This window comes from Ruegeria sp. CDSA193 (assembly GCF_059611885.1).
Genome location: NZ_JBXWPN010000010.1, coordinates 97540 through 112748, shown reverse-complemented (window position 1 = coordinate 112748; position 15209 = coordinate 97540). Strand labels below are relative to the sequence as shown.

At 57.6% G+C, this 15209-nt stretch carries 14 protein-coding genes; 11 read left to right on the top strand and 3 right to left on the bottom strand.

The features are described 5' to 3' along the window. The first annotated feature begins 112 nt into the window (after positions 1-112). Positions 113-874, top strand: coding sequence for a hypothetical protein (locus AC2FLG_RS17835; RefSeq protein WP_496703245.1), 762 nt, complete (start codon positions 113-115; stop codon positions 872-874). Positions 875-931: 57 nt separating this feature from the next. Then, the gene (gene ilvA / locus AC2FLG_RS17830; RefSeq protein ID WP_496707356.1) at positions 932-2158 is read left to right on the top strand and encodes a threonine ammonia-lyase IlvA; all 1227 of its coding nucleotides are present in this window, start codon (positions 932-934) and stop codon (positions 2156-2158) included. 125 nt (positions 2159-2283) lie between these two features. Here ilvA and AC2FLG_RS17825 read toward each other — a convergent pair whose 3' ends face one another. Next, a complete protein-coding gene (locus tag AC2FLG_RS17825) occupies positions 2284-2607 on the bottom strand; it encodes an Hpt domain-containing protein (RefSeq protein WP_496702884.1) in 324 nt (107 codons plus the stop codon). 156 nt (positions 2608-2763) lie between these two features. Between AC2FLG_RS17825 and AC2FLG_RS17820 the strand changes: the two genes are divergently transcribed. Beyond that, positions 2764-4035, top strand: a complete 1272-nt coding sequence (locus AC2FLG_RS17820; RefSeq protein WP_496690215.1) for a PP2C family protein-serine/threonine phosphatase — start codon at positions 2764-2766, stop codon at positions 4033-4035. Here the strand turns inward: AC2FLG_RS17820 and AC2FLG_RS17815 are convergent. After that, positions 4032-4475, bottom strand: a complete 444-nt coding sequence (locus AC2FLG_RS17815) for an NUDIX hydrolase (protein WP_271950593.1) — start codon at positions 4473-4475, stop codon at positions 4032-4034. The two genes, AC2FLG_RS17820 and AC2FLG_RS17815, sit on opposite strands and share 4 nt — an antisense overlap. 76 nt (positions 4476-4551) lie before the next feature. On the opposite strand from AC2FLG_RS17815, the gene hslO reads away from it, so the two are divergent. The 8 genes from hslO (at position 4552) to AC2FLG_RS17775 (ending at position 13778) form a co-directional block, all read left to right on the top strand. Beyond that, a complete protein-coding gene (gene hslO / locus AC2FLG_RS17810; RefSeq protein WP_496692610.1) occupies positions 4552-5529 on the top strand; it encodes an Hsp33 family molecular chaperone HslO in 978 nt (325 codons plus the stop codon). Further along, positions 5513-6118, top strand: a complete 606-nt coding sequence (locus tag AC2FLG_RS17805; RefSeq protein ID WP_496707354.1) for a CoA pyrophosphatase — start codon at positions 5513-5515, stop codon at positions 6116-6118. The genes hslO and AC2FLG_RS17805 overlap by 17 nt, the downstream gene beginning before the upstream one ends. After that, on the top strand, positions 6118-7269 hold the full coding sequence (locus AC2FLG_RS17800) for a CCA tRNA nucleotidyltransferase (RefSeq protein WP_496707406.1): 1152 nt from the start codon (positions 6118-6120) through the stop codon (positions 7267-7269). The genes AC2FLG_RS17805 and AC2FLG_RS17800 overlap by 1 nt, the downstream gene beginning before the upstream one ends. Before the next feature lie 190 nt (positions 7270-7459). Further along, complete coding sequence (locus tag AC2FLG_RS17795; RefSeq protein ID WP_496707352.1) at positions 7460-9298, top strand: ABC transporter ATP-binding protein; 1839 nt, start codon at positions 7460-7462, stop codon at positions 9296-9298. After that, a complete protein-coding gene (locus AC2FLG_RS17790; RefSeq protein WP_496707350.1) occupies positions 9295-11127 on the top strand; it encodes an ABC transporter ATP-binding protein in 1833 nt (610 codons plus the stop codon). The genes AC2FLG_RS17795 and AC2FLG_RS17790 overlap by 4 nt, the downstream gene beginning before the upstream one ends. Before the next feature lie 38 nt (positions 11128-11165). Then, complete coding sequence (locus tag AC2FLG_RS17785; RefSeq protein ID WP_496707348.1) at positions 11166-12395, top strand: class I SAM-dependent RNA methyltransferase; 1230 nt, start codon at positions 11166-11168, stop codon at positions 12393-12395. 20 nt (positions 12396-12415) lie between these two features. Then, positions 12416-13201 carry an ion transporter gene (locus AC2FLG_RS17780; protein WP_271950705.1) on the top strand — a complete coding sequence of 262 codons (786 nt, stop codon included), beginning with the start codon at positions 12416-12418 and terminating at the stop codon, positions 13199-13201. A gap of 58 nt (positions 13202-13259) precedes the next feature. Further along, positions 13260-13778, top strand: coding sequence for a L,D-transpeptidase family protein (locus AC2FLG_RS17775; RefSeq protein WP_142637369.1), 519 nt, complete (start codon positions 13260-13262; stop codon positions 13776-13778). Here AC2FLG_RS17775 and AC2FLG_RS17770 read toward each other — a convergent pair. Next, positions 13762-15207, bottom strand: coding sequence for a nodulation protein NodH (locus tag AC2FLG_RS17770; RefSeq protein WP_496707346.1), 1446 nt, complete (start codon positions 15205-15207; stop codon positions 13762-13764). The genes AC2FLG_RS17775 and AC2FLG_RS17770 overlap by 17 nt on opposite strands. Positions 15208-15209: the final 2 nt, after the last annotated feature.

Genomic DNA, 15209 nt, shown 5'->3' with positions numbered 1-15209 from the left:
GCCCCTAGCGGGTTTTGAACGCGGGGGCAAGTTATCTGCGTTGACGCAGGTCGGGATTTGGGGTGAAACAGAAGGAAAGAAAACAAGGATTGGTTGAAGGGATAGATTTCAGATGTTGGGTTGGAAGATTTTTGCACATTCGGTGCGGATGGTTTTTGGGAATCTCAAACAGGTTTTGCAGATTACCTTCGGGCCATCTTTGGTTGCGACAGCGGTGATTGTCGCCCTGTTTTTTGTATTGGACGTTCCGCTGGATCAACTCAATACAACCACCGGAGAGTTGCCTGCAGGTGTTTCGAGCGGATCGGTGATTGGCTTCCTGGTGGGCTTTATGGTCGTGATATTTGTGACGATGTTCTGGATTGTGGTGTCGTGGCACCGCTTTGTCCTGCTTGAGGAATATCCAAGAGGTATTTTCCCAACCTTCCGGTTCGATAGAATTCTGGCCTATTTCGGGCGGGTTCTTCTGTTGGGTATCTTGATGGCTATCGCGTTCCTGCCGGCGGGCGCGGTACTTTCAGCGCTGGGCGGTGGAGCATTGTCAGTTGTGTTTGTCATTGTCCTTGTCGTCTTCCTCATCATCTGCTTCTACCGTTTGTCCATAATCCTGCCCGCAGCAGCGATTGGGCAACCGTTGACGCTTGGGCAAGCTTGGAACAACACCGCCGGTGCGGGTGGTGCGATCATCGTTCTATTGCTTGTAAGCTTTGTGTTCCAGGTCGTGGTCCAGTTGGTCTTTACAGCTCTCGCTTTCATCCCGGTTCTGGGTGTTTTGCTCTCACTGTTCTTTGGGGTTCTGGTTTTGCCGCTGATCAATGTCAGTATCTTGACCACCATGTACGGCGTGTTCGTTGAAAAGCGCCAGCTGACCTGAACTCGTACACATATGTATTCCTTGCTCTTTCAGCGATGATGGGGCAGGGAAACCGGCATGAGTGATTTCATGACCCGCGCCCGCGCTGCCGAACAGGCGATGCGCTCTGTGTTTCCGGTGACGCCTCTGCAGCGCAATGCCCATCTGTCTGATCGTTTCGGGGCCGATATCTGGCTGAAACGTGAGGACCTCAGCCCGGTGCGGTCCTACAAGATCCGCGGTGCGTTCAACGCCATGCGCAAACAGCAGGGGCAGAACCTGTTTGTCTGCGCCAGCGCGGGAAATCATGCGCAGGGCGTGGCCTTTATGTGCAAGCACATGGATGTGAAGGGTGTGATCTTCATGCCCGTGACGACGCCGCAGCAGAAAATCCAGAAAACTCGTATCTTCGGCGGCGACAATATCGAGATTCATCTGACCGGCGACTATTTCGATGACACGTTGGCCGCCGCGCAGGCGTGGTGCACCGAACAGGGCGGCCATTTTCTGTCGCCCTTTGACGATGTTGATGTGATCGAGGGGCAAGCCTCGCTTGCGGTTGAGATCGAAGCGCAGTTGGGTGGGTTGCCGGACCACATCCTTTTGCCAGTAGGCGGTGGCGGCATGTCTGCGGGCGTGGCTACGTGGTTTGGCGATCGGACCCATTGCCTGTTTGTGGAACCCAAAGGCGGTGCCTGTCTGCACGCGGCAATGGCAGCAGGACATCCGGTGGCATTGGATCGGGTGGACAATTTCGTTGACGGTGCTGCGGTTGGTCGGATCGGTGAAAAACCGTTCGAATTGCTGAAATCCCGTCATCTGTCGGATGCTCTGGTCCTGTCCGAAGACCGCATCTGCACAACCATGATTGAGATGCTGAATGTCGAAGGCATCGTTCTGGAACCCGCCGGGGCCCTCGCGATTGAGGCGCTGAGCGATATTCAGAGTTTTATCCGAGAGAAAACCGTTGTCTGCGTAACCTCTGGTGGCAACTTCGATTTCGAACGTCTGCCCGAGGTCAAGGAACGCGCGCAGCGCTATCTGGGGGTGAAGAAATACTTCATCCTGCGCTTGCCACAGCGCCCTGGCGCATTGAAAGAGTTCCTGAACATCCTTGGCCCCGAGGATGACATTGCGCGGTTTGAATACATGAAGAAATCGGCACGTAACTTCGGCTCGGTTCTGATTGGTATCGAAACCCGCAAGCCCGAAAACTTTGCCCGTCTGTTCGCGCATCTGGATGAAGCCGGGTTCACTTTTACGGATATCACCGAGGACGAGACCCTCGCCCAGTTTGTGATCTGAGCAAATGACCAGACTGCAATGTTGTCTTTCGCGGCGATGGATCAGCTGCGTTTGAAACAGGCAATATACAGGGCCGGGTTGTCACCCATCGCTAGTGTACCTGTTTGCTGCCTGTACGGCGCCGCTCAGAGCTCGTTCAATCCTGCCTGAAACTCCGTTGCTGAGGTCCGGAATGTGCCGACTATTTCGGCGATATCGACGGTTGCGGCCTGACCCTGTGCCGAATGGCGCTCACCATCTTGGCAGAGCCTGGCCAATGTCCTGAATCCCAGACTAAGCGCGCTGCCCTTCAAGGAGTGTAGATGCTGTTCGAAGTCGGACCGATCATCATCGACCTGCAAATGCTCCAGGCCTTGTTGCACCTCATCGAGAAAGATTTCCACTACCTCGTCAAACTCGTCGGCACCGACCTCGTCCCGCAGCTGTCTGACCCTGGACCAGTCGATCATGGCCATCCTTTCCCTAAAGATAACGACCCGATTATCACTACAGGCCGTTGGTAAATCCGTGGTTAAGATGGATGCATTTACGACCTTCACAGGATGTTAAACAGCCGTGCGCTAGGGTCGTCCCGTTCCGCATTATGTGGCAGAGCTGAGGGTCAGGTGGCAGAGGTCAGTCAGGCAGAAACAAAGGCAGAGCTGGATTTTGGTGCGATTCGCAAGGTGCTGGTCGTTGATGACAGTCGTCTGCAACGTCGCATCCTTGTGGCCTCGCTGAAGAAATGGGGCTTTGAGGTGCTCGAGGCCGATAGCGGAGAGGCCGCCATCGAAATCTGTGCTGCCATGTCCCCCGATCTGGTCCTGAGCGACTGGGTCATGCCGGGAATGAGCGGGCTGGAATTCTGTCAGGCATTTCGGGCGCTGGAGAATGACGAATACAGCTATTTCATCCTACTGACTTCAAAAAGCGAAAAGCAGGAGGTTGCGCGCGGACTGGATGCCGGGGCGGATGATTTTCTGATCAAACCTCTTGAGGCCGATGAATTGCGGGCGCGCATATCTGCGGGCGCGCGGATATTGGATATGCAGCGTGAGCTGTCTGATAAGAACCGTATGATCGAGACCGCGCTCGAAGAACTGAAAGTGGTCCATGATGCGATCGACAAGGACCTGATTCAGGCGCGTAAGATACAGGAATCTCTGGTCCCCGAACTCACGCGTGATTTCGGTAGGTCGCGTATCAGCATGTTGCTGAAACCTTGTGGGCATATCGGTGGCGATCTGGTGGGAATGTTTTCACCGGGGGTCAACCGTGTGGGGTTTTACAGCATCGATGTGTCCGGCCACGGCATCACCTCGGCGATGATGACAGCACGGCTGGGCGGGTATCTGTCCAGCAAACATTTCGATCAGAACGTGGCGATGGAAAAGCGGTTCGATAAATTTTACGCATTGCTACCACCTGATCAGGTGGCAGAGATGCTCAATTCCCGCCTTATGGCCGATGCTGGCGTCGAAGAGTATTTTACCATGGTCTATGCCATTATTGACCTGCGAAACGGACATCTCAAGATGGTGCAGGCAGGGCATCCGCATCCGCTGTTGTTGCGACAGGATGGTGGGACCGAGTATCTGGGGCAAGGTGGTTTGCCCATCGGACTGTTGCCGGATGTCACGTTTCAGCGAACCGATACCTACATGAAGCCCGGTGACAAGCTGTTGCTATATTCAGACGGGTTCACGGAATGCCGGATGGCGGATGGATCCCTGCTGGAAGAAGAGGGGCTGTGCAGAATGGTGACGGATTGTGCCACCGATCTCAGCGGGCCCGAATTTCTGGACGATATGTTCTGGCGGCTGACACAGGCCATGGATCCGGACCAGGGTATGGATGATGACGTATCTGCGGTTTTCTTTGAATACAGCGGGCCTTAAAGCCCCATCAGGTGTCCCGAAGCGAAATGTCGGTCGCCGCTGTTGCCCAGCATCTGCGCGGCATCCGCACTGTCCAGCCAAAGGGCTTCGTGGAATGGCTCTGAAGGTGGACCTATGCGGCGCACAGGGCGGGCTCGATATATCAAACAGACCTTTTCGGCCCACAGGTCATATTCGGGCATGTATGTGAAACGGCGAAAGGCGCCGACCCGCCGCGGGCTGGCAATCAACCAGCCGGTTTCTTCAAAGACTTCGCGATGCAGGGCGGTGATGGGCGATTCGCCTGGGTCAATACCGCCACCCGGCAACTGTAGATCAGGGCCGGGCTCTGTCTGGCAGGTCAGCAACAGATGTCGTCCTCGAGGCAACAATGCGTATACACCCACACGTCGTGTGTATTTGCGCCCCGCTTGTGGGGTTTCACCGAACCGTCTGATCATGTATGGCCCCTTACAACCCGAAATCTTCGACCTATATGCTGGCGGTATGCCAATCTGTGGCGTTTAAGGAAACCCCATGTCTCTTGGAACAAAAATCGCGTGGGACGACACCGTCCTGCCCTTTCAACTTGATATACCGGATATGCGCGGACGTGTGGCGCGGCTGGACGGAGTGTTGGATGGCATTCTGAAACAGCACGACTATCCCGAAAAGGTCGAGGCTTTGGTGGCCGAGATGGCCTTGCTGACTGCTCTGATCGGTCAGACCGTCGCGTTGCGCTGGAAGCTGTCGCTTCAGGTTCAGTCCAAAGGCGCCGTTCGGATGATCGCAACCGATTACTACGCTCCGCAGGCCGAGGGCGAACCGGCTCGCATCCGCGCCTATGCCAGTTTTGACCCTGACCGCCTGACCGATTCCACACCGTTTGATCAGGTGGGTGAAGGCTATTTCGCCATCATGATTGACCAGGGCGAGGGCACGCAGCCTTACCAGGGGATCACACCGCTGGCTGGCGGCTCTCTCAGCGCATGCGCAGAGGCGTATTTCGCACAGTCCGAACAATTGCCGACGCGGTTTTCACTGAGTTTCGGCAAATCAACTGAACCTGGCGTCGGTGAGCACTGGCGCGCAGGCGGCATCATGCTGCAACACATGCCCAAAGCGTCACCATTTGTAGCCAATGCAGAGGGTGACGGTCAGATTCTGTCGGCGGATGATCTGGTTGACGGTGAAGAAGGTGAAAATTGGGGGCGCGTCAACATCCTTCTGGATACTGTTGATGACCTTGAACTGATCGGCCCTTCGATTGCGCCAACCGACCTGTTGATCCGGCTGTTTCACGAAGAACAGCCACGTGTTTATGATGCGCAATCGGTTCAGTTCGGCTGCACCTGCTCGGAAGAGCGCGTGCGCCAAAGCCTGTCGATCTATTCGGCGCGCGACATCGAAAAGATGACAACCCCCGAGGGCCAGGTCACCGCCGATTGTCAGTTCTGTGGTGCCCATTACGTATTGGACCCCGTCACCGTTGGCTTCGATGCCGGTGAGGCCTGATCCAACAGAACAGCTGCGGGCGGCCCTGAGCCGCCCCGGCAACGGGTCCAGTGATTTCGATCTGAACCCTGATGCGGTTTTGCCAGCGGGGCGCAAGCTACGTCCAGCCGGGGTTCTGGTTCCGATTCTTGTAACGGATGAGTCCCCGCGCCTGCTTTTGACCAAGCGCTCATCGGCGCTGAAACACCATCCCGGCCAGATCGCCTTTCCTGGCGGAAAACAGGATGAGACCGATCCGGATGTAACCGCAACCGCCCTGCGGGAAGCACAGGAAGAGATTGGCCTTTCCTCGGATTTGCCTGAAATTCTCGGGCATTTGCCTACCCATGAAACCGTGACGTCTTTTGTCGTAACCCCGGTTGTCGCGATCCTACGAGACGGGTTCGACCCAATTCCTGAGCCGGGTGAAGTTGACGAAGTTTTTTCAGTCCCACTTGCGCATGTTCTAAACCCTGCGAATTATATCGTTGAGTCGCGTCGCTGGCGGGGCCAGCGGCGGTATTATTTCACCGTGCCCTATGGCCCTTATTACATCTGGGGGGCTACGGCCCGGATGTTGCGGGGCTTGGCTGCGCGGGTGAGTGAATGATGAAGCTATCAGAAAGCTGGGTTACAAACCCGGCAACCCAGACAGTCTGCGCCGTTTTGATCGATGCCGGTTTTCAGGCGCTTTTCGTCGGCGGTTGCGTCCGCAACGCGCTTTTGGGGGCGCCGGTCTCGGATCTGGATATTGCCACGGACGCTCCGCCCCAGCAGGTTCTGGATTTGATGCGGGCGGCGGGGTTGAAGGCCATTCCAACTGGGATCGAGCATGGCACGATAACCGTTGTCAGCCAAAGCATCCCGCATGAGATCACGACCTTCCGGCGAGATGTCGAAACCGATGGCCGCCGGGCTGTAGTGGCGTTCTCGAACAATGTTGATGAAGATGCCAGCCGGCGCGATTTCACCATGAATGCGCTGTACGCCCGCCCGGATGGGACGCTTTTGGACCCGCTGAACGGACTGCCCGATCTAAAGGCCCGAAAGGTCCGGTTCATAGGCAACGCCCAGCACCGCATCCGCGAAGACTATCTGCGCTCTTTGCGCTATTTTCGGTTTCACGCCTGGTATGGGGATATCGAAGCCGGGTTTGATCCCGAAGCGCTGTCGGCCATTGCAACCAATCTGGACGGATTGGCAAGCCTGTCGCGCGAACGGGTTGGGGCCGAGTTTATGAAATTGCTGACCTCGCCTGACCCTGCGCCTTCGGTCGCTGCCATGCGCAGCACGGGCGTTCTGGCACAGATATTGCCGGGGGTTGAGGATCGATCACTTGCCCCGCTGATCGCCTTGGAACAGCAGGCTGGGGCAAAGCCCGAGCCGGTCCGGCGGCTTTCCTCCATCGCCACGCCCGAGATTGCCCAGACCCTGCGTCTGAGCAAGGCCCAGATGCAACGCCTGACACGGATGCGGGATGAGGCCGCGGGAACCGCGGGCACTGCCGAGCTTGGGTTCCGTTATGGCGAAGAGGACGGCCTGCACGAAGTTCTGCTGCGTTGTGCTTTGTTGGAACAGCCCTGGTCCGAGGATAAGCGGCAAGCGCTCCGGGACGGGGCGGCAGCGGATTTTCCCGTGCGGGCCGCTGACCTGATCCCTGACTTTACCGGCCCGGCGCTGGGCAAGAAACTGGCCGAGCTTGAGGCGCGCTGGATCGCCTCGGGTTTCACCCTGACGCGCTCCGAGTTGCTGGTCGACTAAATTGAAGTCTCAAAAGGGGATGACAAGCCGGATCGTTTGTGTTTTCTTGCGCCTGTAACATGAATGGAGGGATGCGAATGTATTACGGGATCTGGTTCGGCTAAAGCCATAACACTTGACCCGTAGGGGTGGTGTTCTGGCGCCATCTTTTTTCGCATGACTTGTTATCTGCTCAATCGGAGCACTCTCTATGTTTCGCTATTTCGAAAATCTCGTCGACCCTTTTGTCGACTACGAAGAAACCGACACGCCGCCGACACGGCTGTGGCCCTTTATGTTGAACTATTCCCGCCCTTTTATGCGGGTGTTCTTATGGGCCGGATTGATTTCGGTCGTGGTGGCCGCGGTTGAGGTCGGTCTGATCTATTATATGGGTCGCGTTGTTGACTTGCTGTCCGCCCCGCCGGACGAAGTTTGGCAGACCCATAGTACGGAACTGATCCTGGTGGCGCTTTTTGTGCTGCTGCTGCGACCCATGCTGCATGTCGTTGACGTGCTGTTGCTGAACAACACGATCCTGCCGAATTTTGGCACTTTGATCCGTTGGCGCGCGCATAAGCACGTGTTGCGGCAATCGGTGGGCTGGTTCGAGAATGATTTTGCAGGCCGCATTGCCAACCGGATCATGCAGACGCCGCCCGCTGCGGGTGAGGCCGTGTTTCAGGTGTTTGATGCGATTTCCTTCTCGCTGGCATACCTGATCGGCGCAGCCATTTTGTTGATGACGGCTGATGCCCGGCTGCTGTTGCCGTTGTTGATCTGGCTCGTGCTGTATGGGTTTCTGGTGCATTGGACGGTGCAGCGGGTGGGACCGGCTTCGAAGGCGGCCTCAGACGCGCGCTCGGCCGTAACGGGCCGGGTTGTGGACAGCTATACCAATATCCATTCCGTAAAGATGTTTGCCCATGGGGCACAGGAACTGGATTATGCGCGCGAAGCGATCGAGGAAACCCGCCGTACCTTTCAGGCTGAGATGCGGATTTTCACCATCATGGATGCGGTTCTGGTTGCATTGAACGGGTTGCTGATCGTTGGTGTGGTTGGCTGGGCGATTGCTCTGTGGATGCAGGGCAGTGCTACGGTCGGTGTGGTCGCGGCGGCCACAGCCCTGACCCTGCGCCTGAACGCGATGACCGGATGGATCATGTGGGCGCTGACCAGTTTTTTCCGCCAGCTTGGTGTCGTTGCCGAAGGTATGGAGACGATCGCTCAGCCGATCGACCTGTTGGATGCGCCGCAGGCCAAACCCCTGCATCTGTCCAATGGCAAGATCGAGATTCGTAACCTGTCGCATCATTACGGTCGCAAGACCGGCGGGCTGGATCATATCAACCTGACCATCGAGCCGGGCGAAAAGATCGGTCTGATCGGACGGTCGGGGGCTGGGAAATCGACCCTAGTTAAGCTCCTACTTCGGTTCTACGATGTGGAGCAGGGGGCCATTTTGATCGACGATCAGGACATTGCTCGGGTCACTCAGGACAGCTTGCGCATCCATATCGGTATGGTGCAACAGGACAGCGCGTTGCTGCACCGCTCGGTGCGCGACAATATCCTCTATGGCCGCCCCGAGGCTTCCGAAGAGCAGATGATTGCCGCGGCCAAACAGGCCGAGGCGCATGAGTTCATCCTTGACCTGCAGGACCCGAAGGGGCGTACCGGCTATGATGCGCATGTGGGCGAGCGGGGCGTGAAGTTGTCAGGTGGTCAGCGGCAGCGGGTGACGCTGGCGCGGGTGATCCTGAAGGACGCGCCGATCCTGTTGCTGGATGAGGCGACCTCCGCGCTGGATTCCGAGGTTGAAGCGTCCATTCAGGAAACGCTCTATGGCATGATGCAGGGCAAATCCGTGATCGCGATTGCCCACCGCCTCAGCACCATTGCCCAAATGGATCGCATCCTGGTGATGGATGGCGGCCGGATCGTCGAGCAGGGCACCCATTCCGAATTGCTGTCACAGGGCGGGCTTTACGCCCAGTTCTGGGCACGGCAATCTGGGGGCTTCCTGAACACGGAGGCAGCTGAGTGAAACTTGCCGATCTCATAGATCCGTTCAAACCCACCGAAACGCCCCCGCCGCAAAGGCTGGGGGCGTTCATTCGCTGGTGCCTGTCCGGAGCTTGGCCGATGATCCTTGTCGCCTCCGTGTTTTCGGCCTCTGCCGGGGCGATGGAGGCCGGAACCGCCTGGATGCTGGGTCTGGTGATCGACATGGCAAACGAAAGCGGGCCGGATGGGGTTTTGACGGCGGGCAATCTTTGGATAATTGGAGGGGTCGCCGCATTTTTCATGCTGCTGCGACCGGCGCTGTTTGGTCTTTCGGCCTTTTCCAACAACTATATTGTCATGCCCAATATCCCGCCCCTGGTTCTGGCCAAGCTGAACCGGTGGACTTTGGGTCAGTCTGTGACCTATTTCGACGACGATTTTGCCGGGCGGATCGCTCAGAAACAGATGCAAACTTCGAACGCGATGGCCTCGGTCGTGTCCGAGACGATAAGCGCAATGGTTTTTGCGCTGGCGTCTCTGGCAGGGACTTTGCTTTTGTTAGGGTCTATTCATCTGCTGGTCATGCTGCCCTTCGCCGCCTGGTTGGCGGTGTATTTCCTGCTGATCCGCTGGTATTTGCCACGCATCCGGGCACGCTCAGCGGCGCGGGCCGGGGCGCGGGCGATGGTGTCGGGGCAGGTGGTCGACACGATCACCAATATCAAAACCGTCAAGCTGTTCGCCCATTCCGAGTTCGAGGATCAGGCAGCCCGAAACTCGATGGTCGATCTGCGCCACAAGATGCTGGCCTTTGGCAAGCTCTCCGCCAGTTTTAGGTTCATACTGATGGTTCTGGCCGGGGTGTTGCCCGTGCTGCTGCTGGGGGTGACCTTGCTGCTGTGGCGGTCCGGGTTGGCCAGCGCTGGTGATATCGTTGCGGCGGGCGCGATGTCCGTGCGAATTTCGCAGATGACAGGCTGGGTCAGTTTCACGCTGATGGGGCTTTATGCCAATGTCGGCGAGATCGAGAATGGCATGAAAACCCTGGCCAAACGCGACCGGGTTGAGGATGCAGCCGACGCCACCCGGCTGAGCGCGCCCCAAGGCCAGATCGAGTTTGACCATGTCAGCTTTGCCTATGGCGGTGATATTGGTGGCGTGACTGACGTGACCATGACCGTACATCCCGGCGAAAAGCTGGGTATCGTCGGGGCATCGGGTGCGGGGAAATCTACGCTCGTTTCGCTTCTACTCAGGCTCTATGAAGGGGAAAACGGCGCAATTCGGATTGACGGGCAGGACGTCAATCAGGTGACGCAGGACAGTTTGCGCAGTCAGATCGGGATGGTCACGCAGGAAACGGCGATGTTCAACCGCTCGGCGCGCGAGAATATCTTGTATGGTCGCCCCGACGCCTCAGAAGACGATATGATCGCGGCTGCGCAAAAGGCCGAGGCGCATGAGTTTATCCTTGGCCTGCGGGATGCCCATGGCCGCAAGGGCTATGATGCTCATCTGGGCGAGCGCGGCGTCAAACTGAGCGGCGGTCAGCGGCAGCGGATTGCGCTTGCACGCGCCATCCTGAAAAACGCGCCGATTCTGGTGCTGGATGAGGCAACCTCGGCCTTGGATTCCGAGGTTGAAGCCTCAATCCAGACCGCGCTGCATCGGGTGATGCAGGGCAAGACGGTGCTGGCGATTGCACATCGGCTGTCGACGCTAAGCGAGATGGACCGGATCGTCGTTCTGGATCAAGGGCAGATCGTTGAAATGGGAAGCCATGACGACTTGCTGGAACAGGGCGGGCTTTATGCCCGGTTCTGGGATCGCCAATCGGGCGGGTTTATTCAGGCCGCCGCCGCCGAATAAGGGTTTTGTTGTGGGTAAAGCCCAGCTATCAGGCCCTCATGACGCAGCATTACAGCATTTTACGCCTTGGTCATCAGGGCGACGGCATCGCCGCTGGACCGATCTACGCCCCCCGCACCTTGCCGGGGGAGGTGGTCAGCGGGACATTGGTTGGTCAAGTGCTGAGCGACATTCGGGTCGAGACCCCCTCGGACCAGCGGGTCAAAGCGCCCTGCCGTCATTACAAAGCCTGCGGTGGCTGCCAGCTGCAGCATGCCGCGGATGATTTCGTCGCGGATTGGAAGGTCGAGGTCGTGCGCAACGCGCTGGCCGCGCAGGGGCTCGAGGCCCCGATGCGGCCGATCTATACCTCGCCGGAACGCTCACGGCGACGGGCTACGATTGCGGTTCGGCGGACCAAAAAAGGCACCATGGCCGGGTTCCATGGCCGCGCCTCGGACACGATCACCGAGATTTCCGATTGTCATCTGCTTGATCCGGCCCTGATTGCAGCTGTCCCCGTGGCCGAGGCGCTTGCCCTTTTGGGTGGTAGCCGCAAAGGGGCGCTGGCGGTCACGCTGACCCTTTCTGATGGCGGTTTGGATGTCGCCGTCAAAGGGGGCAAACCGCTGGATGGTCCGCTTGAACTGGCGCTGGCACAGGCGACCGAGACACATGGGCTTGCGCGGCTCAGCTGGGACGGCGAGGTGATCGCCTCGCGTCACGCCCCGATTCAGCGATTTGGCGCGGCGGCTGTTGTGCCGCCTCCGGGGGCGTTTCTGCAGGCCACGAAGGATGGAGAACAGGCTCTATTACAGGCGGTTTTGCAGGCAACCAAGGGGGCCAAACGGGTTGTCGACCTGTTTGCGGGCTGTGGAACATTTTCACTGCCACTGGCCCAGGACGCCGAAGTTCACGCGGTTGAGGGCGAGGCCCTGATGACCGATGCTCTGGATCAAAGCTGGCGTCGCGCGCAAGGCCTGAAACGGGTCACGACCGAAGCCCGCGACCTGTACCGACGCCCGCTGATGCCTGATGAGCTGAAGAACTTTGACGCGGTTGTCCTGGACCCGCCCCGCGCCGGGGCTGAGGTGCAGGTGGCCGAGCTGGCGCAGGCGCTACCGGCAGTGATCGCCTATGTCTCATGCAATCCGGTCACCTTCGCGCGGGACGCAAAAAATCTGATTAACGCAGGCTATACCCTTGAATGGGTACAGGTGGTTGACCAATTTCGATGGTCGTCACACACGGAACTTGCCGCGCGGTTTGCACTGAACCCCGCATCATGACCAAACAGGAGAGTTTCAGAATGGGGCTTGCCCAGCGCCTGCATGATATCACTGAAAACCCGACCTTCGGTCGGTTCATCACAGGTGTCATCATCTTCAACGCCATCCTGCTCGGCATGGAAACCTCACCGACGCTGATGGAGGCCGCGGGCCCCCTGATCGTTGTGTTGGACAGCCTCTGCCTGACCATCTTCGTTGCCGAGATCGCGATGAAGCTGGTCGCCACGGGGCGGCGGTTCTTTACCAATGGCTGGAACCTGTTTGACTTCATCGTTGTTGGTATCGCCCTGATCCCAAGCGCCGGCGGCCTGTCGGTGCTGCGTGCGCTGCGGATCCTGCGGGTCTTGCGGGTGATCTCGGTCGCGCCACGGCTGCGCCGGGTGGTTGAGGGTTTCATCTCGGCCTTGCCGGGTATGGCCAGCGTTTTCCTGCTGATGGCGATCCTGTTTTACATCGGCGCGGTAATTTCAACCAAGCTGTTCTCGGGCACATTCCCGGACTGGTTCGGCGATTTGGGCCTGTCGGCCTATACGTTGTTCCAGATCATGACGCTGGAAAGCTGGTCCATGGGCATCGTGCGCCCGGTGATGGAGGTTTATCCCTATGCGTGGATATTCTTTGTGCCTTTCATCATGGTTACGACATTTGCAGTGGTGAACCTGTTGGTTGGTCTGATCGTGAATTCAATGCAGGATGCCCATCACGCCGAGGATGAGGTGAAAACCGATGCCTATCGTGATGAGGTGCTGGAAAGGCTGGAATCCATCGAACGCCGCTTGCTTGAGCAGTCGAACAGCAAAAAGTGATTTCAGTTTTCTGGATTTCTGGCATAATCACAAAAAAAAGCAGAAGCAGGCATTAAACATGGATCGTCGAGCATTTGGAATGGGTGCTGTGGCTACGCTGGGTCTTTCGGCCTGCGCCTCGGCCAACCCCAGATTTCTGGCCTATGATGGCCCCGAGGTGACCTCTATGGTCATCAACAAAAGCGCGCGGAAGCTTTATCTTCTGCACAATGAACATGTCCTCAAGGAATATAAGGTCGATCTTGGCTTTGCCCCCAACGGCACCAAAACAAAACGCGGCGACGGCCGCACGCCAGAGGGCACCTATCTGATCGACCGGCGCAATCCCAAAAGCCGCTATCACCTGTCGCTGGGGATTTCCTATCCGGATTCGAAGGATATCGCAGAGGCCAAGGCTGCGGGCGTTGATCCGGGCGGTGACATTTTCATCCACGGCGAGCCGAAAACCCGGTCCGAGAAAAAGCGTGCCAAGAAGCAATCGGATTGGACGGCAGGGTGCATCGCTGTCAAGAATGAAGAGATCGAAGAGATCTATGCGATGGTGAATCGCGGCACAGTGATTACGCTGCGCCCGTAACCGGCTTCCAGACGTCAAACCCGAATTGCATATAGTCGCGCTGGTAGGTTTCGGCCGCCAGCGCCTCAAGTTTGGTGTCATAGATATCGCTCAGTGAAAATGGGATATCTGGTTTGGTATTGCCGGGCGCGGGCGGGCTGTCATGACCCAGCCGCCGCGCCAGATCCGGCAGGGCAGCTGCAATTTCTTCCTCGCGCAGGATCAGATCCGGCAGGGCAAAACCGACTACGCCCTCCAACACCTGCGCCTGACTGCACCAAACGCCGTCAACGCGCACAGGGGTTTGTCCCGCCAGGTTTTGCCGCAGGAAGGTCAGAAAAGCCGAGAATGCCTCATAATGCTGTTCGATGGGGTAGTTTTCAGCGCGTAACTGTCCGGGGATCGGAAGCTTGAACCGGTTGCGCAGCATATTGCGGATTTTCAGATAGGCGCCGGGCTCGGTGCTGAGGATGTAGGAACAAAAGGCCGAATGTGCGCGTACCAGCGGGTGCCGCACCACGGTGAATTTGCGATGCCCCGGATGATCCTGTAACCACTGGCGGGTCTTTTTGCGGTTTTGATCAGTGATCAGGTCATCCGCACTGATTGAATCAAGCGCAGCCATCCATTGCTTCACAACCCCTTCAATGCCGCTCCGCACGGGCAGATACATTAACGGGGTTTTCGGCGTGGCGACATAGGTCGCAACGGCCGCGCCACGCCGGGGTTCAAAATTCGGAGTTCTGTGCAGGCTGAAACTGTCGATGCGCGACAAGGCCTGTTCGGTCTCATCAGGGTTTGTCACCTTGGACAAGGCCGGCTCAGGGTTTTGGGGTTTGAGCGTGTCGTCGATCGTGGTCAACCGACCCGATACCCCAAGCCAGGCCGCCAGGCCGTTCAGGCTGTCGAGCCGGTTCAGATCGTCGTAAGCGATGAAAAAGGCGGTTTGCCCGCTGGCCTGAAGATGATGCAGCAAAGTCAGTTGAAAGGCCTGTTGCTGGTCCAGATAGTTTTCGAACTCACGAAGGTTGAAGGCGATCTGCTCGGTGCGCCGCCGCTTGACGTTTTTCAGCTGCCATTGCTTGGTCTCGCGCGCAATCTTCAACGAGATATAGCTGTCCAGAGGGTTGCGCGTTAGAATGATCTTGGCGCAACTCGGATCATCTAAAACAGGCTCTAACACACGTGGATCATGGCCTTGGAAAAAGCGAAACCCGTTCATTTCACCCTCGGCTGATCGGATGGCGTTCAGCAGGGTTTTAGGGTCATTGTCGCGTTCTTCGAGAGTGACGCCCAACAGGCTGTCCCCCTTTAGCCTGCCAATGAAATGAGGATTGAAGGCCTCACCATGGCTGGAGACACCTTCCAATGCGTTCAGATTTGCCTCAAGCAGGTTCGATCCGGTCCGCATGGCGGCAAGTATTACGAAATAGTCGAATTTGGATGACATGA